This is a genomic window from Gammaproteobacteria bacterium, from assembly GCA_016716465.1.
Taxonomy (GTDB): Bacteria; Pseudomonadota; Gammaproteobacteria; order SZUA-140; family SZUA-140; genus JADJWH01.
The window spans coordinates 802,243-824,189 of the sequence record JADJWH010000001.1; the positions used below are offsets into that span (position 1 = coordinate 802,243).

At 59.8% G+C, this 21,947-nt stretch carries 19 protein-coding genes and 2 tRNA genes; 1 reads left to right on the top strand and 20 read right to left on the bottom strand.

Annotated elements, in window-relative coordinates; translation table 11 throughout:
• Positions 1-15: 15 nt before the first annotated feature.
• Positions 16-804, top strand: a complete 789-nt coding sequence (locus IPM20_03765; GenBank protein MBK9130748.1) for a TatD family hydrolase — start codon at positions 16-18, stop codon at positions 802-804.
• A 6-nt stretch (positions 805-810) separates the two neighbouring features.
• Here IPM20_03765 and IPM20_03770 read toward each other — a convergent pair whose 3' ends face one another.
• The 20 genes from IPM20_03770 to IPM20_03865 all read right to left on the bottom strand — a co-directional run bounded on the left by IPM20_03770 (position 811) and on the right by IPM20_03865 (position 21,943).
• Positions 811-1,953 carry an aminotransferase class V-fold PLP-dependent enzyme gene (locus tag IPM20_03770; GenBank protein ID MBK9130749.1) on the bottom strand — a complete coding sequence of 381 codons (1,143 nt, stop codon included), beginning with the start codon at positions 1,951-1,953 and terminating at the stop codon, positions 811-813.
• Between the two features lie 16 nt (positions 1,954-1,969).
• Positions 1,970-5,128, bottom strand: coding sequence for a response regulator (locus tag IPM20_03775; GenBank protein MBK9130750.1), 3,159 nt, complete (start codon positions 5,126-5,128; stop codon positions 1,970-1,972).
• Positions 5,125-6,156, bottom strand: coding sequence for a hypothetical protein (locus IPM20_03780; GenBank protein ID MBK9130751.1), 1,032 nt, complete (start codon positions 6,154-6,156; stop codon positions 5,125-5,127). Before IPM20_03780 ends, IPM20_03775 begins: the two co-directional genes overlap by 4 nt.
• Positions 6,157-6,180: 24 nt before the next feature.
• Entirely contained in the window at positions 6,181-8,310 is a 2,130-nt protein-coding gene (locus IPM20_03785; GenBank protein ID MBK9130752.1) for a TonB-dependent receptor, read from the bottom strand.
• A 33-nt stretch (positions 8,311-8,343) separates the two neighbouring features.
• A complete protein-coding gene (locus IPM20_03790) occupies positions 8,344-9,021 on the bottom strand; it encodes a response regulator transcription factor (protein MBK9130753.1) in 678 nt (225 codons plus the stop codon).
• A 775-nt stretch (positions 9,022-9,796) separates the two neighbouring features.
• Entirely contained in the window at positions 9,797-9,949 is a 153-nt protein-coding gene (locus IPM20_03795) for a hypothetical protein (protein ID MBK9130754.1), read from the bottom strand.
• A gap of 61 nt (positions 9,950-10,010) precedes the next feature.
• Positions 10,011-10,724 carry a hypothetical protein gene (locus tag IPM20_03800; GenBank protein ID MBK9130755.1) on the bottom strand — a complete coding sequence of 238 codons (714 nt, stop codon included), beginning with the start codon at positions 10,722-10,724 and terminating at the stop codon, positions 10,011-10,013.
• 170 nt (positions 10,725-10,894) lie between these two features.
• Positions 10,895-11,167 carry a helix-turn-helix domain-containing protein gene (locus tag IPM20_03805; protein MBK9130756.1) on the bottom strand — a complete coding sequence of 91 codons (273 nt, stop codon included), beginning with the start codon at positions 11,165-11,167 and terminating at the stop codon, positions 10,895-10,897.
• Between the two features lie 282 nt (positions 11,168-11,449).
• Positions 11,450-11,698, bottom strand: coding sequence for a hypothetical protein (locus IPM20_03810; protein MBK9130757.1), 249 nt, complete (start codon positions 11,696-11,698; stop codon positions 11,450-11,452).
• A gap of 637 nt (positions 11,699-12,335) precedes the next feature.
• Positions 12,336-12,409 (bottom strand) — tRNA-Cys (locus IPM20_03815).
• A 63-nt stretch (positions 12,410-12,472) separates the two neighbouring features.
• A tRNA-Gly gene (locus IPM20_03820) sits at positions 12,473-12,548 on the bottom strand.
• Positions 12,549-12,613: 65 nt separating this feature from the next.
• Positions 12,614-13,177, bottom strand: coding sequence for a CDP-diacylglycerol--glycerol-3-phosphate 3-phosphatidyltransferase (pgsA, locus tag IPM20_03825; protein ID MBK9130758.1), 564 nt, complete (start codon positions 13,175-13,177; stop codon positions 12,614-12,616).
• Between the two features lie 14 nt (positions 13,178-13,191).
• Entirely contained in the window at positions 13,192-15,012 is a 1,821-nt protein-coding gene (uvrC, locus tag IPM20_03830) for an excinuclease ABC subunit UvrC (GenBank protein MBK9130759.1), read from the bottom strand.
• Positions 15,012-15,677 carry a uracil-DNA glycosylase gene (locus tag IPM20_03835; protein MBK9130760.1) on the bottom strand — a complete coding sequence of 222 codons (666 nt, stop codon included), beginning with the start codon at positions 15,675-15,677 and terminating at the stop codon, positions 15,012-15,014. The genes uvrC and IPM20_03835 overlap by 1 nt, the downstream gene beginning before the upstream one ends.
• Before the next feature lie 75 nt (positions 15,678-15,752).
• A complete protein-coding gene (gene raiA / locus IPM20_03840; GenBank protein MBK9130761.1) occupies positions 15,753-16,295 on the bottom strand; it encodes a ribosome-associated translation inhibitor RaiA in 543 nt (180 codons plus the stop codon).
• Between the two features lie 180 nt (positions 16,296-16,475).
• On the bottom strand, positions 16,476-18,692 hold the full coding sequence (gene relA / locus IPM20_03845) for a GTP diphosphokinase (protein MBK9130762.1): 2,217 nt from the start codon (positions 18,690-18,692) through the stop codon (positions 16,476-16,478).
• Between the two features lie 125 nt (positions 18,693-18,817).
• Positions 18,818-19,279 carry an Rsd/AlgQ family anti-sigma factor gene (locus tag IPM20_03850; protein ID MBK9130763.1) on the bottom strand — a complete coding sequence of 154 codons (462 nt, stop codon included), beginning with the start codon at positions 19,277-19,279 and terminating at the stop codon, positions 18,818-18,820.
• Between the two features lie 24 nt (positions 19,280-19,303).
• Positions 19,304-19,798, bottom strand: coding sequence for a hydrogenase maturation protease (locus tag IPM20_03855; protein ID MBK9130764.1), 495 nt, complete (start codon positions 19,796-19,798; stop codon positions 19,304-19,306).
• A 20-nt stretch (positions 19,799-19,818) separates the two neighbouring features.
• On the bottom strand, positions 19,819-21,117 hold the full coding sequence (locus IPM20_03860) for a Ni/Fe hydrogenase subunit alpha (protein MBK9130765.1): 1,299 nt from the start codon (positions 21,115-21,117) through the stop codon (positions 19,819-19,821).
• The gene (locus IPM20_03865) at positions 21,110-21,943 is read right to left on the bottom strand and encodes a sulfhydrogenase subunit delta (protein ID MBK9130766.1); all 834 of its coding nucleotides are present in this window, start codon (positions 21,941-21,943) and stop codon (positions 21,110-21,112) included. The genes IPM20_03860 and IPM20_03865 overlap by 8 nt, the downstream gene beginning before the upstream one ends.
• Between the last annotated feature and the right edge of the window lie 4 nt (positions 21,944-21,947).

Consider the following 21,947-nt stretch of genomic DNA (forward strand, 5'->3'; position numbering starts at 1 on the left):
ATCGGAACGAGGCCGATGCTTCTCGTCGATTCGCATTGCCATCTCGACCTGCTCGATCTGCCCCAGCTCGGCGGCAGTCTGGAGGAGGTCATGGAACGCGCCCGCGCACAAGGCGTGGGGCGAATGCTCTGTGTCTCCATCACGCTGGAGGAATTCCCGCGCGTGCTCGCCCTGGCGAAGGCCTGGGAACATGTCTACGCCTCGGTCGGCGTACATCCCAACGAACGCGATGGTCGGGATCCCACGGTGGCGGATCTGGTCAGTATCGCGAAGGCGGAGAGCAAGGTGATCGCCATCGGCGAGACCGGTCTCGATTACTTCCGCAGTAATGGCGACATGGACTGGCAGCGGGAACGCTTCCGCCGCCACATCGCCGCCGCGCGCGAGACCGGGCTGCCGCTCATCACCCATATGCGTGACGCGACGGAAGATACCCTGAAGATCCTGGGCGAAGCGGGCGGGGCGAACGTCAGAGGCGTCATGCACTGTTTCACCGGGGACCTCGCCACCGCGCAGGCGGCGATCGAACTCGGGTTCAGCATCTCGTTCTCCGGCATCCTCACCTTCAACAGCGCAACTGAACTGCGCGAGGTCGCGGCACGCATCCCGGAGGAATACCTGCTCGTTGAAACCGATTCGCCCTATCTGGCACCGGTGCCGCACCGTGGCAAACCGAACCATCCGGCGCATGTGCGCCATGTGGCGGAGTGTCTCGCCGGTCTGCGTGGGGTATCACTGGAGCGGATCGCGCGTATCACTACGGACAACTTCTCGCGCCTGTTCGGCGTCGAGATCGCGGCCTGAGCCGCTTCAGACCGCTACGAGCACCAGTTGCATCGCCTTTTCCAGTGACTTGCGCCGGGTGTGGAAATGCGGTGAGAAACGGATCCCGCCGCCGCGCATGGCGCAGATGACACCTTGATCACGCAGGATCTGGTACAGCCCCGCAGTGGGCAGGGCGCGGTGCCGGAAGGTCACGATACCCGAGCGGCGGCCCGGATCCCGCACCGAGAGCAACTCCAGGCTGTCCGGATTATCATCAATAACTTCAATCAAATAAGAACTATTGTTCAGAATCATTCTTGATACAGTCTTCAGGCCGATCTCAAGTAGCAGGGAAAGACTTGCCTCCAGGGCATGAATGCCGAGCAGATTCGGGCTGCCGCATTCAAAACGGCGCGCGAAACGGGCGGGACTCCAGTCGGCGCGCGCGTAATCGCCCATCGCCTCGACCATGTGCCAACCGAACTGCCTCAAGATAATCCGTTCGCGCAGTTCGGGGCGCACGTAGAACAGCGCGACGCCTTCCGGCCCTAGCATCCACTTATGGCCGTCAGCGGCGACGAAATCGGCCTGTATGGCCTCGAGGTCGAACTCAATCGCACCCAGGCTCTGGATCGCATCGACACAGAACAGGATCCCGTGCCGGCGACAGAATTCACCGATCCGTTCGAGGTCCATGCGCAGACCGGTGGCGTACTGGACCGAACTCACCGCGATCAGGCGGGTGCGCTGATCGACGCACCTGAACAGCAGCTCTTCCGGCGGCGTCACACCATCGAGCGCAGCCTGGCGCAACTCCACGCCCTGTGGAGCCAGGGATTGCCATACGACGCGGTTGGAAGGAAACTCCTGGTCGGTGGTCACGATGTTGTCACCGTCGCGCCAGGACAGGCCATGGGCGACCACGGAGAGGCCTTCCGAGGTATTCTTCAGGAGAGCGATATCCTCCGGCATCGCGCCCTGAATCAGCCGGCACAGAGACTGACGCAGATTCGCTTCCGTGCGCAACCAGCCCTCATAGGTAGTCACGCCGCAGGCATGACTCTCCTCCGCGAATCGCGTCACCGCGGCGACGGCGCGCCTGGGCCAGGGCGCCACACCGGCATGATTCAGGTGAATACAACGGTCTTGCGGCGGAAATTCCGCCGCGATAACCCGATCGATCTCCATGGCTCCGCCTCGAGTGCTAGTGCGACGCATCCGCCTGCTGTTTACGGCCGCCATAGGCCGCGGCGAAATCGGCGACCTGCATCTCAAGCCTGCGCAAACACAGGCCCGCGGCCTCGGAGCGTGCGTCGGCGGCGACCAGCCTCTCGGCCTCGATGACGGTGTTGGAAAGCTCGGAAATCCCGAAATAGCAGACCACACCCTTCATCTCATGGATGATGGCGTGCAGGTCCTCGCCGGACTCGGGACGCAGGGCCTCCTTCAGACGCTCATTCAGGTTCTCCAGTGAAGTGACAAGCGCCGACTCCATCCCCATGAAATTCTGAATCATTGCTTGCCCACTCGGCCTGCCGGGATCCATCGGCCGGACAGGGCGTATCGGGACCGGACTGCGCGGCGGTACCGGCGCTTCCGTCCGCGCGCTGCGGAGAGAATCGATCAGTTTCCACAACCTGTGCTCGTCGAGCGGCTTCAACAGACAGGCATCTATGCCATAGCGAACCAGATTTTCCGGGGTATCAAAAAAGATGTCGGCGGTCAGGGCGATGATCGGCACGGATCGATATTCAGGCCTCAGCGAACGAATGCGGCGTGCCGCCTCGCTGCCGTCCATTCCGGGAAGATGGATGTCCACGATCACCAGATCATAGGCCTGTTCACCGGCCCGCTCCAGCGCCGCCAGCCCATTGTCGGCCTGGGTAACGATCAGCCCGCGGGTCTCCAGCACCGCGGTGATCAGGGCGCGATTGAACTCGTTGTCCTCGGCGAGCAGCACGTGGACGCCTTCATAACGAGTGGCTTCCGAGATCCCGTTTGACGGCTGTTGTCCCGGATACGCCACAGTCACTCCGAGCAGTTTGCCTACATTGTGGTAGAGGGCATCGCGCCGCACCGGCTTTTCCATCATGATTGCCCGCCGGCCGACCAGCCTTTCCGCTTCGCCCATATCCTGGCGGTTCAACAACAGCAGCAACGGGGGCTCACCTTCAATACCTAGTATCCCCAGCAATACATTCAGGCTGATCACGCCGGGAATCCCGTCGGTAATGCCGGCCCCCAGTATCAGAAGATCATAGGGCTCTCCCACCGCTTCAGCCTCATCGATCATGGGTTTTATCTGGCAGCGCGAACGGGCCTGGTACAGATTCATCGACCACCCCAGCAGCAGGCTGCGCACCGCCCTCAAGGCGGGCTGATGATCGTCGTACAGCAGAACCTTGCGACCACGGATTCCTTCATCGATAGCGAAATCATCCTGTACCGGCTGCCGCAGGCAATTGATGGTGAAATGGAAGCAGGATCCCTTCCCGGGTTCGCTCTCGGCGCCCAGTTCACCGCTCCATAGCTCGACCACCCGGGAAGCGATCGAGAGGCCCAGCCCGGTGCCGCCATAGCGGCGCGAGATGGAAGCATCTCCCTGGTGGAAGGGCGTGAAGATTCCATTCATCACTTCGCGCGGCATTCCGATCCCGGTATCCCTGACGCTCACCTCGATGAGAGCCCACTCCCCGGACATCTCCCGGACGGTGACGTGCACGTCGACGTATCCGGCCTCGGTAAACTTGATCGCATTGCTCAAAAGATTGAACAGCACCTGATTGATGCGACCCGGATCACCGATGAGGCGCGTCGGCACATCGGAATCGAACCGCAACGAGAGCTCTATCCTCTTATTGCCGGTTTCGGCGCTCATCATGCTGATCACGTCCTCGAAATCCGTGCGCAGGTCGAATGAGACCTGCTCCAGATGCACCGTTCCGGATTCCAGCTTAGAAAAGCTCAGAATGTCGTCGATGATCCGCTTCAACTGGCTCGATGCCTGTCCAATGATGCGCGCGCACTCATGAACCGCTTCGGTATTCGCGGCGGTGTTGAGGAGAGATTCGATTTTTGAGCTGTATCCGATGATCGAACTCAACGGAGTCCTGATTTCATGGCTCATGTTGGCAAGGAACACACCCTTATTGTAGCCGGCATCAAGCGCTTCCTTGCGCGACTGGTCGAGCTCTCGGTTCTTCTCCTGCAGCGAGGTTATGGTGTTCGTCAGCTGCAGCGACAGCTTCTTGAACTCGGTGATATCCTGCAGCATACCGATCAGCCTCGGAGTGACGACTTCGTTGGTCCTGATGTAACAATAGAACCAGTGATATGCTCCATCCCTGACCTGCCAGCGATATTCGAATTCATGATAGCCATCGACTTCGATGGAGGCCATGCCGTACAGGAATCCGTCCCTGTCTTCAGGATGCATTCTGTCGATCCATAACGCGGCGTCGTCCACGAATTCCTGCGCGTCAAATCCGGTGAGATTCTTTACGCTCTGAGTCATGAATACGACCCTGCGGTTCCCGGTCGTCTCGGCGTGAAAGACGGCGACGGGCAGGGATTCGAGCAACAGCGAGAGTTTGTTGGTGGCATTTCTGACCTCCTCCTGCAACTGGGACTGGGAGGACTCCATCGCGGCGGCCATGTCGTTGAATCCGCTTTCCAGCGCACCGAGTTCGCCGCTGGACAGACAATCAACCCGCGTCTCGAATCTGCCCTTACGGATACCATCCACCGCGCGGCTCAGGCGCATGATCGGCCCGACAACACCTTTGCCCATCCAGAAGGCGAGCAGGGCGCAGAGCAGCGAGGACCCCAGGGTCAGCAGGACGATGTTCCGTACGATCTCCCGCTGGCGCGCCAAAGTGCCCGAGCGTGAGAGCCTCAGTTCGACCCGGCCGATGGTCGAATCCTGCGCCAGGCGTGAATTCGGATCCTCCCGGTATTGTTCCGCATTGTCAGAGATCATGATCCCAGAACGCTGGACCGGGGCCGTGAACAGCAACAACAGATGATCCTGCGGGATTTTGCCGGCGGTGTCGCCGCGCCAATCTGCGGCAACGGCATGCGCAACGGTTTTTCCATCGGCATTCAGAATGGTCACGTCGTAGACGTCGTCTCCACCCGCGGCGATGTCGGCAAGCGCCGCGAGCTGTCTCGCATCTTCAGAAAACAGGGCAAACTCGCTCTCTCGGGCCAGATGGCGCACCAGGACATCGCCACGCTCGCGGAGCGTGGTTTCGCTGTCCTGGATGCGAGTCCCCGCCAGGTAGGTGCCCAGAATCAGGCTGATGATGAGCAGCGGCGTCAGGGTCAACAGCAGAATCCGCGTCCTGATGCTGATATTGATCAATTCTGCGCCCTCCAGGTTTCCGCCTGTTCCAGCTGTATCAGTGACTGGGTCAGGTACTGGCCCGTATGTACCCTGAGTTTGAGCGATCGGGCGACCGATTCATTGATCGCGATATTGAAATATTCGGGATACTGCGGGGAAGGGAGGGACCAGCTGTCGGAGCCCCTGTTCCCGGCCGCGAGCGCCGCCCGCAGCGCGATCTCTGCCGCCTGGCGTCCAACCTGTTCCGGATCGGTATAGACCGCGCCCAGCGCGCCCGCATCGACAAAGGCCTTCGAAAACCCGATGACCGGGATCTCTTTCTGGTAGGCCATGTAGAGCAGCCATTTGGCGACATTCGGGGTCAAGGCATCGGCATCGGGAACCGCGAGTATCACATCATTCGTTCCAAGGATCCCCTTGATACCGTCGATCGGCTTGCTGGTCGCCGATATGTCCATGGCGCGCAGGCTGAGCCTGCTGTTTGCCGCGGCCGTCTCGAGCGCATCCACCAGGTGCAGGGAACGTTTTCCGAGGATCACCCCGCAACGCCTGTGATGAGGCAGGGCAAGTTGAATGAAGCGGACCTGCCGGGCGATGGGCTGCTCGAGGTAAATGGCGGAAACCGGGCCCGCGTCCTGATCCGGATCGATCTTCCAGATCGCCTCGAACGCGTCCCGGGTTGTCAGGATGTTGAGGACGGCGCCCTTGCCGGGAGCGGTCTTGAGCACTTGCGCGGCGTTCGTCCCGATCGGGACGATAAGATCGTAGTCATTGCGCGAGACCACCTCCGCGCGCGACGCATCAGTTTCCTCCGGCGGCAGGGTCCGCCGTGATATCTCGAATGGAACTGCGCGTCCGGCGGATTTCAGCAGCGTCCTGGAAAAGCTCTCCGCGGCAAGGTGGTAGGGGGTGCCATCTCCGCTCAGAAGCAACAGGACCTTGTAGGGCGGCGAGCCGGATGCGCCGGCCGGAACAATGAGCAGCAAGAGTACCGGGAACAGCATCATGATCCAGCTGCGCCATACGGTACGGCTTCGGAAAATCATGAAACCCATTCCGGAATGTTCCGTCTATATCCTCACGCCCAGTTGCACATAGGTCCGCCTGTCGAAGATATTCTCCTCCTGGAATTCCGCGTACTCTTCGTCCAGGAGATTCTGCACGAGAACACTGATGCTGGACTCCAGCCCCCCCAGCAGAAACTTCTTGGTCAGTTTCGCGTCCCATCGCCGGTAGGACGGCAGGAAGTTGCCGTCGCCACCCCAGTCCATGTCGCTCAGATAGAAGAATGCCACACTGGCCTGAAAACCGTTATCAAATCCATGACTCGCCAATGCGCTAACGGTATGGGTGGGCACGGCATCGCTGATGTTTTCATCATAACGCACCGGCTGATCCCCTTCGATCCGCCGGATGAGCCGGCCGGTAGCGTCGGTATAGGCATACTGAAGGGAAAACAGCGAGTTCCGCGCAGGACGGTACACAAGCTGAAATTCGGCCCCGGCGGTATCGACATAACCGTCGTTGACACGGACAAAGCTGCCGGTCGCCTGGTCGGGGGGCAGGAAGGGCGAGATCAGGTCGGGATAGGTGAGGTCCCGGGGATGGGTGATGATTTTGTCCATACGTTCCTGGAATATCTTGAGATCGAGCTCAAGGTGGGATTCGGGAAGAATCCCGCGGTAACCGATCTCATATGACTCGATCGTCTCCGCTTCAATGGACTGATCCGAGACAAACTGGATGTCCAGTAGGGTACCATCCGCGAAACGGACCGCGTTGAATTCATAGTATTCATAAATCGAAGGCGACCTCAGCGCCCGCGTCGCGACCGCGCGCAAGGTGTGATCGGGCACCAGTTCATAGTTCGCCGCCAGCCTGGGGGATACGTGGGTCCCGATGATGCCGTTATCCTCGATCATGGCACCGGCATTCACGGTCAGTGAATGACTCGCTGTCCATTCGGCGTTGGCGAACAGGCGTCGTATGTAATCGCTGCGCGGTTCGGAAGTACCCAGGACCTGAAAGCTCTCAAGGGTATCGATCCGGTAGCTGGCGCCCCACACAAGCCGCCAGTCCGCGCCGGGCGCGAGCGTGTGCTGGACCTCGATATCGTCGCGCCTCACGGTTCCGTCGTAGCGGCTGAGTGACAAGAGCTGATCCGGCTGCCCGAATATTAAGGGTATCAGCGCCGGATCGACACCGAAGAGGGAGGACAAGGGGCCGATCTGATAGGTGTCCGACCAGTCGAGATAATTGGAGTAGGCCTGTACATGGACCTCGCTCATCGCGCTCAGCGCATGACGCCAGCGCGAATATACGAAGAAACTCCGGGTATCCTTGTCACGATCGGGCGAGGTGAGCGGGCTCTGTCCCCAGGCGCCGACCGGTCCCTGGGTCAATCCCATCTGCAGGTCGACATTGTCATTCGGCGTCACGTCATAGACTGCACGCAGGGAGATGCTGTTCAGGGATTTGTCGTCATTCACGTCCTCGAAGCCGTCATCCGCGCGATAGCTCGCCGTCACGCGGTAATCAAGCTCGCCGTTGCTCCCCGAGTAGCGCAACATCCCCGCGCGCGTATCGAGCGAGCCCCGGGTCGCACGTGCTGTCAATCCACGGTCCTGAAAGGGTTGCCGGGTAATGATGTTGACGGTGCTGAGAAACGCATTGGAGCCGTAAACCGGCGCGTTCGGGCCACGGATCACCTCAATGCGTTCGATGTCGTCGATATCGATATCCAGATGCGTCCAGTCGACGATGGAAAACAGCGGCGAATACACCGAGCGCCCGTCGATCAGCACCTGCATCCTGTTGGACCAGGCGTCCTCGTTCCCATGGTATGTCACGCTGGTGATGTTGCCGTTGGGATACGTCACCTGAAATCCCGGCACCAGCCTTAGCAGGTCCGGGATGTCCAGCGCGGTCGACGCCTCGATCATCTCCCTGTCGATGACCGTCACGGAGGCGGGCGCCCGGGCGGGCGTCTGCAAAAGCCTGGAGGCAGTGATGACGAGAGGGATCTCCGTCAGAATTTCCTCTTCCGTGAGGTAGGTCTCGGCGGCAGGCAAGGAAGCGGGAACAAGTCCACACAACAACAGCGATGCGAGTACGCTTGATGGTTTCACTGTAGTTATTATCGTGCCGATGATCCGCAAGCCATCCGTGCCGCGGACTGTAGCCGACGCGGTGCCGGCCATCGTGTTATCAGGTCTGGATCCGGTTCACACCGCTTATCCCGACAGCCCCATCTTCTGGGATACTATCACGGCCTGCGTCCGGTTACTGACGCCCAGGGCCTTCAGAATGGCCGTGACATGGACCTTGACGGTGTTCTCCGACACGTTCAGGTGGCGGGAGATATCCTTGTTGGTCTCACCCTTGGCCAGCAACCGAAGCACTTCCTGCTGCCGATGTGTCAACCTGGAAAACATGTGCGCGGACTCCGCCAGCACGATGGATCCCTCGACCGGAGCCGTGCTGATAGTATTCGCGCCATTAACCGCCGCGTTGACCGGCTCCATCAGCTCCGGCGGAATATACGTACCCCCCGACAGCACGAGCTGGATCGCGCGCACGATCAGTTCCTGATTGGTGGCCTTAGGAATGAACCCGGCGACACCGCGATCGAGCACCTTGTGCATCAGCGCCGGGTCGTCGGAAGCCGAGATGACAATGACGGGAATGGAGGAGAAGCGGTCACACAGAGTCGTGACCAATGAAAAACCGTCCGTCAGCGGCATGAAATAGTCGAGCAGGATCAGATCGAGATCCGGATTATTTTCGACCATCTCCACAACTTGCCCGCCATCCTTGGCTTCAACTACCAGGAGATCGTTATAGACACTCTCCAGAGTGTTTTTAAGACCTTCTCTGATGAGATGATGGTCATCAGCAATAAGGAACTTCAACAATCCCTCCCCCCAAGATCGGTATTGTAAGTTTTTGCTGCGGCGCGGACCCCTTATCGCTTTGAATATCTATTAGAACGGGTCTAACTTTTATAGGATTGAATTTAGAATTAGTCAAATATTAATTGTTACCACGCATGGTTTCATATTTTGATACGTATTGTCAGTAATTAATTATAGCTAGTTATTTATAGCTATCTGCATGCCCAAAAAATGATCAATATCAATAACCAAGCATTTTCCTCAAGTATTTTTCAGGCCCCGTATCTGGCGGCAAATGCAGTGGGGGTTTGGCCGGAAAGCCTTGCATCTACCACTGCCCTGAATATGGAGTCCGTCGTGTCCGCATGGGTCGATCTCGAAAGTCCACAAGACTCCCCCAACGTTGGGAGCATGCTCGTTCGGGGCTGCTGATCTGGTGGAGATCCGGGCAAGGTTTCATCGCTTAGGCCCATGAAGAGAAAGCGGGGGAGGTGGTCGCTCCGGTCTATGCGGACCCCCCGCCTCAGCTACTTACCAAGACCTTGCCCGCGAGTCCAGGTGGGTAGTAGTTACTGCAATTTCTGTGGTGGTCTTAGAAAAAACTGGCCCCTGATCAAAATCAGGGGCCAATATGCTTATGTGCGCGGAGAGGGGATGGGCCACACATTAGCACCATATCGCCAGCCTCAAGATCGGGGCATGGGGATGGCGATATACCCATACAATCGACAGGCCTACTATTATCTTTATAGGGGTTTGGATGAAATAAACCGCCATCCGTAGCGGTACAACATCATCCATCCAATTGAATCCGGAGCTTGTCCAGTGCACCGCAGATCTCTCTATCACCCGCCTTCGCGGCCTCGATCTTCTCAGCCACGATCACAAGCAACACTACCTCTGCATCCTGCTGGCTCAGTTCCAGCGTGATGAACCGGGCGCTCATAGCGCACCCGGCCAGGTCGAACAATAAACCGCGGCGTGAGTTGAGAAGTCACTTATACTTGTTATTTCTTATATTTAGATCCTATTTTTTCGACAACAATCTGATCAGGACAATTAAAAATTAAACTCGCATTTTCCATAGCTCTATACATGTCTTTAATACAAGCATAAAACAACCTTATGTGACTAGATCTAGAAATCACGCTGGAAAATAGAAGATGTTGGGCTCCTTCAGCATCAAAATCCAAAAGCAGCTCTTTTATTCGTTCAGCTTTTTCATCAAGAGAGGAATGAAAAAACTCAACATTAAACCAATCATCAATGTATTGATTAGTAGAAAATTCATTGCCTGTGAATGATGAAATCATAGGATTATTTGAGTCAAAGTTCTTTTTAATTGCTTCGAAAAAGTCAAGCATGTTCTTTTCTGTAAATTGTTTCTTTACGGTGTTAATAACCTTATTAAAGTGACTAGGTTCACGCTGATTTATAAAGTGCCTGAAATCCAAATATAGTGATTTTGCCCTATGTCTTCCCGGATAATTCGCATCAGTGATTTGTATTTTTCCGGTGCTCTCATCATTTAATAAATTAAGTCTACGAGAACCAACACCAACGTCGTAAATATTCGCAAAAAATTCTCTGGCCCGTGCTTGGGGTGCGGGGTTGCGTGCGGGGTCTTGGGCCTGTGGGGGGGGCCGGGCGGGTCCCTGCCGGGCACTCCAAAAGCCGGCCTTCTCGCGTTCCCTCAGCGGGGCCGCCGTCCGTTGACCCATAATTATTAATCTGTCTCCATTCATATTCGCTGAAATTATTATTTAAAATTATTGTGGACCATTTATATGGTTTACTAGGACCACCTTCACATAATCCATCTAGATCTACGTAAGGATCATTAAGCGACATTATTTAATTCTCCAGTTAACCGCATTACGCAACATCTAAGTTACCGCAGGGTGTCCTGTCGATTTCTCTCAATACTTTCATTAAATGTACGTTTGCCCGAATGCAAGCAATCATTAAAAATCCGCCAACCACGCCATACATCATTAATCTCACCCAGGTCGGCTCGATGCTCAAGTAAACGTATTGCGGCTGGGGGTGGCTCTCGGTAGCCACGTTCCCAGCGCTGGAAGGTTCTGAGGGTCACGCCGCACAGATCAGTGGCTTCAATGAGGGTTAGATGTGCCCGTAGACGGGCGGCACGAATCGGACGCATCCGCGTCGAAGAGCAATTAGTACGCCATTTCCAAACGTTTTACCGGAATGGGTGAGAACCGCCTCAGCCATCCCCTGATTAGTTCGCATAATACATATTATGTTAAATACTCGCTGGCAATGCTGGATCTTGTCCCTGCAAGTGCGCCACCAAGGCAGGCATTAGCAGAGTTACAAGATGCCGCTCACTGCGCCACGTTCGCAGTCAGGGTCCTGGATGAACTTAGGGAACAGGCGAATTCTCGGAGACTGCAAAAACGTGAATACGGCAGGACCGCACCGGTCAAAACCGCCACATGAATGAGGCCTGCGTATTGTTGATACCGTAGGCGTAGCCGCCTTTATCAACCAGCAGTCCCACGCCCCATTCCCCGTTGATCTTGGCGTTCCCGAAATAGATCTCCGGTGAAAGTTTCCAGCCACGGACCTTGAAGTTATTGTCGACCGAGTATCGGATCAGCCTGGTGGATCCCAGCTCGAGACTGTCCTCATCGGCGCGCTCATCGGAAGCGGCCTCGGACGTCACGGGCACCAGAGTGATGCAGCACCAAACGACTAGGGCAGGCAAGGATAACCATGAAACAGACAGGGCACTACTTATCGACTTGAGCATATATTTGGTGGCCTCTCACAGACCAAAACAACGGCCCAAGTATACTTTTCTGCGAGGAATATTTCTAGATAACTACATTATATTTATATATTATCTGTTTGTTTTTAAAACAAATAATAATTTATCCGATATGGAAATGGGTTTATTTTGGTGCCCAGGACCGGAATCGAACCGGTATGGGAGTTTAGTCCCGAGGGATTTTCTTACCCGCTACAGCTTTCGCTGCCCCGACCGCAGGGTTTGGGGTCTGGACTTTCTCTTTGCCCTATCGCAGCCGACTTAGGCAGGAGCCATCAAGTCTCTACACTTTCCCCGCGACCGCGAATATTCGCTCGATCCGCCGCGCCATCGGGGCTTAGCTCGGGATTGCCACCATCCTGGATGCTGAGGTTTCCCCGAATTTGACTCCATTCACGCCAAGGGTTTCCCGCCTGGGTGCTCAAATCATGTATCAAGTCCCTTGCGTCTACCTGTTTCGCCACCTGGGCCAAAATAAACGCCGACTAGTGTACTCAATGGAGGGGAAAATTTCAGCAGCGATGAGGAGGTGTAGTGATGGAGGCTGGGGTCGGAATCGAACCGGCGTCCACGGCTTTGCAGGCCGCTGCATAACCACTCTGCCACCCAGCCAATACTCGTTATGACGACGCGAACGCGGGGCGCCGAGAGGTACATCATGACAGGAGGGAAATTTGGAGCGGGAAACGAGACTCGAACTCGCGACCCCAACCTTGGCAAGGTTGTGCTCTACCAACTGAGCTATTCCCGCCCTCCGTAAAGAGCAGATATTCTTATGTTTCCGGCCCCTGATGTCAAGGTGGAGGCGGCAAAAGTTTAACGTCCGCGCTCGGCCCCGTAGAGCGTCGGCCAGGCTCTCGCCAGATAGACGATCATGGACCACAGGGTCAGGCTCGCCGCCACATAGACGAGGACATACCCGGCCGTTTCAACGGGAAATCCCAGCACAGGATCCCGGTACAGCAACAGGATAATGGCCACCATCTGGCTGCCGGTCTTGATCTTGCCGATCATGCTGACAGCGACGTCGCCGCCCTTGCCCAGCTCCGCCATGCGCTCGCGCAGCGCCGACACGGCGATCTCGCGCCCGATGATCACGGCCGCCGGGATCGCAAGCCACGGAGTCGGACTCGCCTGCACCAGCAGGACCAGCGCCACGGCGACCATCAGCTTGTCGGCGACCGGATCGAGGAAGGCACCGAAGGCGGAGGTCTGGTTCAATTTGCGCGCGAGATAACCGTCGAGCCAGTCGGTGATGGACGCGAGCGTGAAGATCAGGGCCGTGACGGGCCGGGACAACTCCCAGGGCAGATAAAAGAAGAGCACCAGTACGGGTATCAGGCCGATGCGTACTAGCGTCAACAGCGTTGGCGTGGTCATGATCTGGATCGGTATTATGCTCCGTGCAGAGTATCATAGATCCTCTGCGCAAGCTCCTTGTTTATCCCGGGCGTTCTCGCCAGTTCCTCGACGCCCGCACGCGTCAGTCCCTGTAGGCCGCCGAACTGTTTCAGCAGGTCGCGGCGCCGACTCGGACCGATGCCCGGGATCTCCTCCAGCGGGGAGCGGTTACGCGTCTTCATGCGCCGGCCGCGATGGCCGGCCAACGCGAAACGATGGGCCTCGTCCCGGATGTACTGGATGAGCCGCAGCGCGGCCGAATCGTGCGGCAGCGTTATCTCGTCGCCGCGGCCGAGCACATGCAGGGTTTCCAGCCCGGGCTTGCGCTCCCTCCCCTTGGCCACGCCGACCACGACGATGCCGCTGATCTGGAGTTCCTCGAATACTTCGCTGACCTGGGCGATCTGGCCCTTGCCCCCGTCGATGAACAGCACGTCGGGCAGTTTCGCTTCCCCTTTTTTCAGGCGCAGATAGCGCCGTCTCAGGGCCTGTTTCATGGCGGCGTAGTCGTCGCCCGGGGTGATGTCCTTGATGTTGAAACGCCGGTAGTCCGCCTTCACCGGTCCGAAGCGCTCGAACACCACGCAGGAGGCCACCGTCGCCTCGCCCGCGAGGTGACTGATATCAAAGCACTCGAGCCGTTGCGGCGGCTCGTCGAGTCCCAGGCTCTCACGCAACTCCAGGAACTGCTGGTTCAGGTTGCTCCGCGTCGAGAGATAACGCTGGAGATCGACCTCAGCGTTGTCGATCGCCAGCCGCAGCCAGCGGGCGCGCTCCCCGCGCACACGGCTGTGGATCGCGACCTTGTGACCGGAGATATGCGCGAGCACCTGGCGGATCATTTCCTGGTCCTCCGGTGCTTCGTTCACGATCAGTTCGGGCGGCGCCTCGCGATTGACGTAGTATTGTGAAACGAACGCGGTCAGTATGTCGCCCGCCTCCGCCTCGCGCGGATGGCGGGGAAAAAAGGCCTTGTTGCCCAGATTTCGCCCTCCGCGGATGCAGAAGATCCCGACGCAGCCCACGCCGTCGCGTACCACGCTGGCGATGATGTCCACGTCGCCGCCGCCCGGGCCCGCGTAATTCTGATCCTGGATCCGGCGCAGCGACGCGATCTGATCGCGGTAATAGGCCGCCTGCTCGTAATCCAGCCGGCCGGAGGCCTGATCCATCCTGTGGATCAGCTCATCGATGACCTCACGGTTCTTCCCCTCGAGAAACATGATGGCGTGGCGCAGGTCGCCGCGGTAGTCTTCCTGGCCGATCAGGCCCACGCACGGCGCCGTACAGCGCTTGATCTGGTATTGCAGGCACGGCCGTGTGCGGTTCCGGAAGAAGGTATCCTCGCACTGGCGGATCTTGAACAGCCGCTGCAGCTGATTCAGGGTTTCGCGCACGGCGCCCGCGTTCGGGTACGGGCCGAAATAGCGTTCGCCGGATTTCCTCTCCCCGCGGTAGAAACTCAGGCGCGGGAAGTCGTTGGTCTCCGAGAGCCGGATATAGGGATAGCTCTTGTCGTCACGCAGCAGGACGTTGTATCGGGGTTTCAGCTCCTTGATCAGATTGTTCTCAAGCAGCAAGGCCTCGTCTTCCGTGCGCGTGATCGTGACTTCCACGCCGTGGATCTGCTCGACCAGGCGGTGCGTCTTGGGTGATGCATCGGCGCGGTTGAAGTAACTGGATACGCGCCGCTTCAGATTGCGCGCCTTCCCGACATAGATCACCTCGCCCCGCTTGCCCAGCATGCGGTAAATCCCCGGGCGGGTCGGAAGCTGCTTGAGCAGTTCCGCCGGATCGAAGGCGGACTCGTCCATCAGCGTGAGGGCGAAACGCCCACAGTCGCAGCGCTGTAATGCGCGATCCGGGCGAAGACGTCATGGAACATGGCCGCCGTCAGTCGTCTCGTCTGGGTGTTGTAGCGGCTGCAGTGATAGGAATCGAACAGGCGGCGCCCGCCGGGGAGCGGGTGTTCCGCCCCGTGCGAGAATTTGTAATCGCGCGCGGGCAATGACAGGGCGCGCAGCACCGCCTGATGGGCGATGGTCCCGAGCGCAAGGATGGCGGCATCGGGGCGCAGGTCGCGCAGCTCCGCGCGCAGGAAGGGATTGCACTGCTTGATCTCCGCCGGCGTCGGCTTGTTCTCGGGCGGCAGGCATTTCACCGCGTTCGTGATGCGGCATTCCCGCAGACGCAGACCGTCCTCGCGATGTTCGGACACCGGGAGGTTGCTGAAACCGAATTTGTGCAAGGTCTGGTACAGCAGGATCCCGGCGTAGTCACCGGTAAAGGGTCGGCCGGTCGCGTTTGCGCCGTGCATCCCCGGCGCGAGCCCGACAATCAGCAGGCGCGGATCGTCGGCCCCGAACGGGGCGACCGGTCGGGCATGATACTCCGGATGCGCGCCCCGCACCCCGGCCAGATGGGCCGCGAGTCGCGGGCAGCGGACGCAGCCGGGTTCATAGGCGGCGCGCTCCGACATGGAAACGTCCGCCGCCTTCACGCGAAGACGGCGGTGTTCGGGGGCTCTCGCTGCCCCACGCGACGCATGGCAGGACTATTTCCCGAGCGGAATGACGACCACCGCCTGCGGTCCCTGCTCGCCCTCCTCCTCGGTAAACCGCACTTCGGTATCCGGGCTCAGGTGGTCGAAGCCGCTGTTCCGCACGCTGTTGCGGTGAAAATAGATCTCGCGCCCGTCGAGGGTCTCGATGAAGCCATAATCGCTTTCCGGATAGAGTTTGCGCACGTGCCCGGTGGGCACGCTTTCCTGTTGATGGATCTTGACCTCGCCGCGCTGGCGGCCGGCGAATGTCTGAAGTTGCCGGCGGGCGGCGTCAAAGGAATCCCGAATGGCGACATAGAGATCCTCGTTCGGCTCGCGCTTGACCACGATCTCGTTACCGGGAACGGTGATGTCGATGCGGACGTTGTAGCTAATGCCGTGCTGCTTGTGCCGGTGCGGTACCTCGACCAGCACGCGGCAGGACATGATGTGGTCGTAGAACGTTTCCAGCTTGGAGGCCTTTTCGCGGATTATCTCCTCGGCGGCTTCGGAGAGAGACACGTTCCTTGTTGTAATTTGCAAGGGTAATTTCATATGGATCACCTCGGAGTGGATATATTGTCTTTGGTTCTACCGATCGCGAAAAAAACCGATCGCAAGCCCATTTGCCGGGCCGTCCGCCTGAAGGGAAATTCGTTGCAACAGACCATTTCATGAACCTGTTCCTATCCTATTACAGCCCGCTGCCGCAGATCAACGACCGCCCTCGCAGTTTCAGCGGGACACCCGCCGCACCTGCAGGATATTCGGCAACTGGTTGATCCTGGTCAGGACGCGGCTCAGGGTGTCGATATCCGGGACCTCCAGCGTCAGGCGCATGCTGGCCGTGTGATCCCGGCTGTTGGACAGGGTGTTGACCGCAATCACATTGATCTTCTCGTTGGCGACTACGGCCGTGATATCGTTGAGGAGGCCGTGCCGGTCGAATGCCGAAATCTGGATGTCGACCGGAAACGTCTGATTCGCGGAGCCGCCCCAGTCGACGGCGATGACACGCTCCGGATGGCGCGCGCCCGAGCGCAGCAGGTTCGCGCAATCGCCGCGATGGATCGTGACCCCCCGCCCTACGGTGATATAGCCGCGGATCTCGTCGCCCGGCACGGGCCGGCAACAGTGCGCCATATTCGTCAGGACATTGCCGACGCCCTGGATCTGAAAACCCTCCGTCCCGGGCCGTGGACGCGCCGGCTTCTGCACGACAATCGCCGCCTCGCCCGCGTCCGGACGCGTATCCTGCAGGGTCTGGGCCGCCTGAAGATAGCGCGTACTCTTGATGTCCCCGTGGGCAACCGCTGCAAAGAGATCCTCGGGCCGGGAATAGTTGAGCGCCTCGGCCAGCTTCTCCTGATTCACGTTGGACAGTCCCAGCCGCTTCAGCTCGCGCTCCACCATGCCCCGCCCGGCCAGGACATTCTTGTCGTAGTCCTGCAGCCTGAACCAATGCTGGACCTTCGCGCGCGCGCGCGCCGAATGGAGATAGCCGAGATGCGGATTCAGCCAGTCGCGGCTGGGGGCCGCCTCCTTCACAGTGACGATTTCGACCTGCTGCCCGGTCTCCAGCGGTGTGGTCAGTTGCACCATGCGGCCATTCACCTTCGCGCCGCGGCAGCGATGGCCGACTTCGGTGTGGATGTGATAGGCGAAGTCGAGCGGCGTGGCGCCGCGCGGGAGATCCACTACGCTGCCCTTGGGCGTGAAGACATAGATCCGGTCCTGGAACACCTCGGTGCGGAAACGTTCGACGAAATCTCCCGCGTCGGCGATCTCTTCCTTCCACTCCAGCAAGGAGCGCAGCCATGCCACCTTGCGATCGAAAGCGCCGCTGTCCCGGCCGCCCTCCTTGTAACGCCAGTGGGCGGCCACGCCGAGTTCGTTGCGCTCGTGCATCTCGCGCGTACGGATCTGAATCTCGACGGTCTTCCCTTCCGGCCCGACCACGGCGGTGTGGATGGACTGGTAGTTGTTCTCCTTCGGAGTGGCGATGTAGTCATCAAACTCGCCCGCGATGTACTGCCAGAGGCCATGCACCACACCGAGCGCCTTGTAGCAATCGGGGATCGAATCGACCAGGATACGGACGCCGCGGATGTCATAGATCTGGTGATAACCGATCTTCTTGCGCTCCATCTTGCGCCAGATGCTGTAGATGTGCTTGGGCCGGCCGGTGACCTCGGCATTGAGGCCGATCTTCTTCAGTTCCCCATCCAGCCGGGTAACAAAGTCATCGAGATAGCGCTCGCGGTCGATACGCCGCTCGTCCAGCATGCCGGCAATGCGCTTGTACAACGCCGGGTCGAGATAGCGCAGCGACAGGTCCTCGAGTTCCCACTTGAGCTGCCAGATGCCGAGACGGTTGGCGAGCGGCGCGTAGATATCGAGTGTTTCCTTCGCGATGCGGTGCTGTTTGTCGGACGGCAGCGCGGCCAGGGTGCGCATATTGTGGATGCGGTCGGCCAGCTTGATCAGCACGACGCGGATGTCTTCCGCCATCGCGAGCAGCATCTTGCGCAGGTTTTCCGCCTGTGTACGCTCCTGTTTGTCGCTGTCCGGCAGGCTCTTGTAGGCCCGGATCAGCTTCATTTTGGTCACGCCGTCGACCAGATGGGCGATGGCGTCGCCGAACCCGGCGCGGATGTCCTCCATGGTGACGCCGGTGTCCTCGGCAACGTCGTGCAGCACGGCGGCGGCCAAGGTCTCGGCGTCCAGATTGAGGTCGACCAGGATATTCGCGACGGCGATGCAGTGGTGGAAATAGGGCTCTCCCGAGGCACGCCGCTGCCCTTCGTGGGCACGCTGCGCGACCTCGCAGGCACGCCGGATCAGCGCCAGGTCCTGCGCCGTCCGGCCAGGGGTGATGGAGGCAAGCCACTCCTCGCCCTGCAGGCTGTCCTTGCTGGTCAGCCCGAGCTGCCTGTCCTTGACGCTAACCATGGGCAATACCGCGCGTTCTGATGGCCGCCACACCTCCTCTTCCAGGAAATGGGTGGCGCGGCCCCGAATAACAAGGGGGTGCGTGCGGCAGGTGGGCTAAATACTGTGGAATGTCATAACCCGCGTCATGCGCGGCCCTTGCTGAGCACCTGAATCAGCTGGTCCTCGAGCTCGATGCGATCGGCGAGGGATTCCCCCAGTCGGGAGAGATCCTGTTCGAGGGTCTCCAGGCTGATGTCTTCGCGTTTGCTTTCAAAGTCGTATTTGTCGTTGAAATCCAGAATGGAATCGGTGGTCGCGAGGATAGTCGGGTAAATGCGGTCCGCCACTTCCAGAACCGCCCGGCGACGCTCGCGCTTCTCGTCGACGTAGCGGTAAAGGCCGAAATGCGTATCCGCCGTATAGTCGATGAGCATCTGGCAGAACTGTTCCAGCAGCCCGCTCACCGAATCCTCGTTCTGGAAAGGATGTTGTGCCGCAAGTTCGCTGTAGAGGGAAAGCATCTGATCACGCACGCCGACCAGTTCCTGGATCTTGCGATGTGATTGCTGGCGGCGTTCCTGAAACCCGTTACCGATATTGGACATGTGGTTCCCCATGGGCTGAATTTTTTATTGGCATGATACCAGATCCGGGCCCTCCGGATAATCATGTTCTCTCATGGAATCAAGCAATATTTTTTTGATTTCCTTGATGATTCCAGCAATATCCGGCGAATCCGGCAGCACCGGTCCGGGGTCGGGAATCCCGTCCCGTCGCGCCGTTTGCGGCGCGATTTCTATGCCGCAGACCCACACCTCCGCCTTCAGACTGGCCAGGGCCTCCGCCAATCTCAGTGCAGACTTTATGCCAAAACTGTGGGTGGAGATCATACCTTCTCCGGCCATGACCTCTGCCGCGGTGAAACGACGAACCGTCCCCGGTGACCGGCCGCTGCGCATCGCATCGATCAGGATCAGCAGGCCCGGCACCGCCAACGCGCCCAGCAGTTCGCCGTCGGGGCGGGCGCAACGGGACAGGGCCACCCCGGCGGGTAGCTGTTCCCAACGGCCGAGCGCCTCCACGACATCCCAGCCTATGCGGTCGGCGCCGAACGGCGAACCCACGCCGATGACACGCACAGGGCTCAAACCCGCTCCACCGTCAGATCCAGGAAATGCGTCGCGCACGAGATGCAGGGGTCGTAATTGCGTATCACCTTCTCGGCGTGGGCGCGCAGATCCCCCGCGGCATGCTCCAGGCCGTACGCCTCCAGCGAGGCGCGCAGATCCGCCTCGATGCAGGCCTGGTTCTGGCTGGTCGGCGGCACGATGCGCGCCTCCGCGATGCGCCCGTCAGCATCGATCTCGTAGCGATGCCACAATACGCCGCGCGGGGCCTCGGTGGCGGAATAGCCGACGCCGGCGCGCGGGCGGTATTCCGCGGCCGGCCGCTCCGGCGTTTCATAGGCTTCCAGCAGGCGGATGGCCTCGTGCAGGGCGTACAGGATCTCCACGGCGCGCGCGGCCATGCTGTGGAACATGTCATGGCTGGGCAGACGCAGGCCGGCGGAATCCATCACCCGGCGCACCTCCAGGGGAAGACGGTCGTGATTCAGATTCAGGCGCGCAAGCGGCCCGACCAGATAGGGTTCGCCGTGCAGCAGGGCGTGCAGTGCGGTCGAATACGGCACCTGGAATTCTTCAATATGGCGGGCGAACTCGCGGCTGCCGAAAACCAGTCCGTCGCCGGTGGTCAGTTCGCCCTCGTTCAGTGGATACTCCTCCGGATGCCGCAGCGCGAGACAGGTGAGCCGGCGCTGGATCCCGCCCGCGCCCAGGCGTGCACACCAGGCCACGAGCTCCCCGGCGTCCGGCAGCATGGCGCGCAGCCTTGCGAGCAGCGCGCGCATCGTCTCCGGCGCGGGCGCGTGATGGAAACCGCCGATGCACACGCCCACCGGATGGACCGACCGGCCGCCCAGCACGCGGATGATCTCGTTGCCCGCGGCCTGCAGGCGCAGCCCGCGCCGCACCTCGGCAGGATGGACCTTCGCCATCTCGGGCGCGCTGGCGAAACCCAGGAAATCCGGGGCGGCGAGCAGATGGATGTGCAGACTGTGGCTCTCGATCCATTCGCCGCAGTACAGCAACCGGCGCATGGCGCGGACCCATGGGCCGGGATTGATCCCCAGGACCGACTCGATCGCATGCACGGCGCTCATCTGGTAGGCGACCGGGCAGATGCCGCAGATGCGCGCGACGATGTCCGGGACCTCGCGGCAATCGCGGCCGACCAGGAATTTCTCGAACAGCCGCGGCGGCTCGAAGATGCGCAGGCCGAGCTCGGCGATGCGCCCGTCCTGGATGCGCAGATGCAGCGCGCCCTCGCCTTCGACCCGCGCGAGCACCGGGACATTGATGCGGATATCGCGCTCTTCAGACATCGTCGAATCCGCCTTCGGCCGCACGTCGGCCCGCCTCCAGGAATACCGGCGCCCCGTTATTGATGAAGTGGAAGCGCCGTGCCACCGCCTCGGGCGGCAGTCCGAGCCCGGCCAGGCGCCGGCCGAGGGCCGCGGTGTTGGCGTTCTCCGCGGGGCCGTAGCAGGCATAACAGTCGCGACCGAAGCGCGGACACAGGGCGCCGCAACCGCTCAACGTGACCGGCCCCATGCAGGGCGTCCCGCGGGCGACCATCACGCATACCGCCCGTTCACGCTTGCACTCCAGGCACACCTTGTCGTGCTCACGCTCCGGTAATACGCCGAACAGCAGCGCCCGCACCGCGCCGAGTACCTGCCGGCCATTGACCGGGCAGCCCCATAGCTCAAGATCGACCTTCACGTGCGCGGAAATGGCGGTCGAGGTCTCCAGGGTCTGGATGTGGGACGGCGAGGCATAGATCCCGGCCATCCATTCCTGCGTCAGTCCGCCGAGGTTGCGCAGGGCCTGCAGTCCGCCCGCCGTCGCGCAGGCGCCGAGCGCGACCAGGAAGCGGCTGCTGGCGCGAACGCGGCGGATGCGCTCGTATTCATCCGGCGTGGTGATGCTGCCCTCGACGAAGGCGATATCCACCCGCGCCTCCGGATCCACCATCCCGGCCTCCGCGAAGTGGCGGATGTCGACCAGTTCGGCCAGCGTCAACAGATCATCCCCCAGGTTCAGGAAGGCCAACTGGCAACCGTCGCAGGAGGTGAATTTATGCACCGCGACCGTGGCCCGTTCCGACGCGGATTTATCATCAGACTTCAAGTTAGCTTCTGCGTTCATCAAA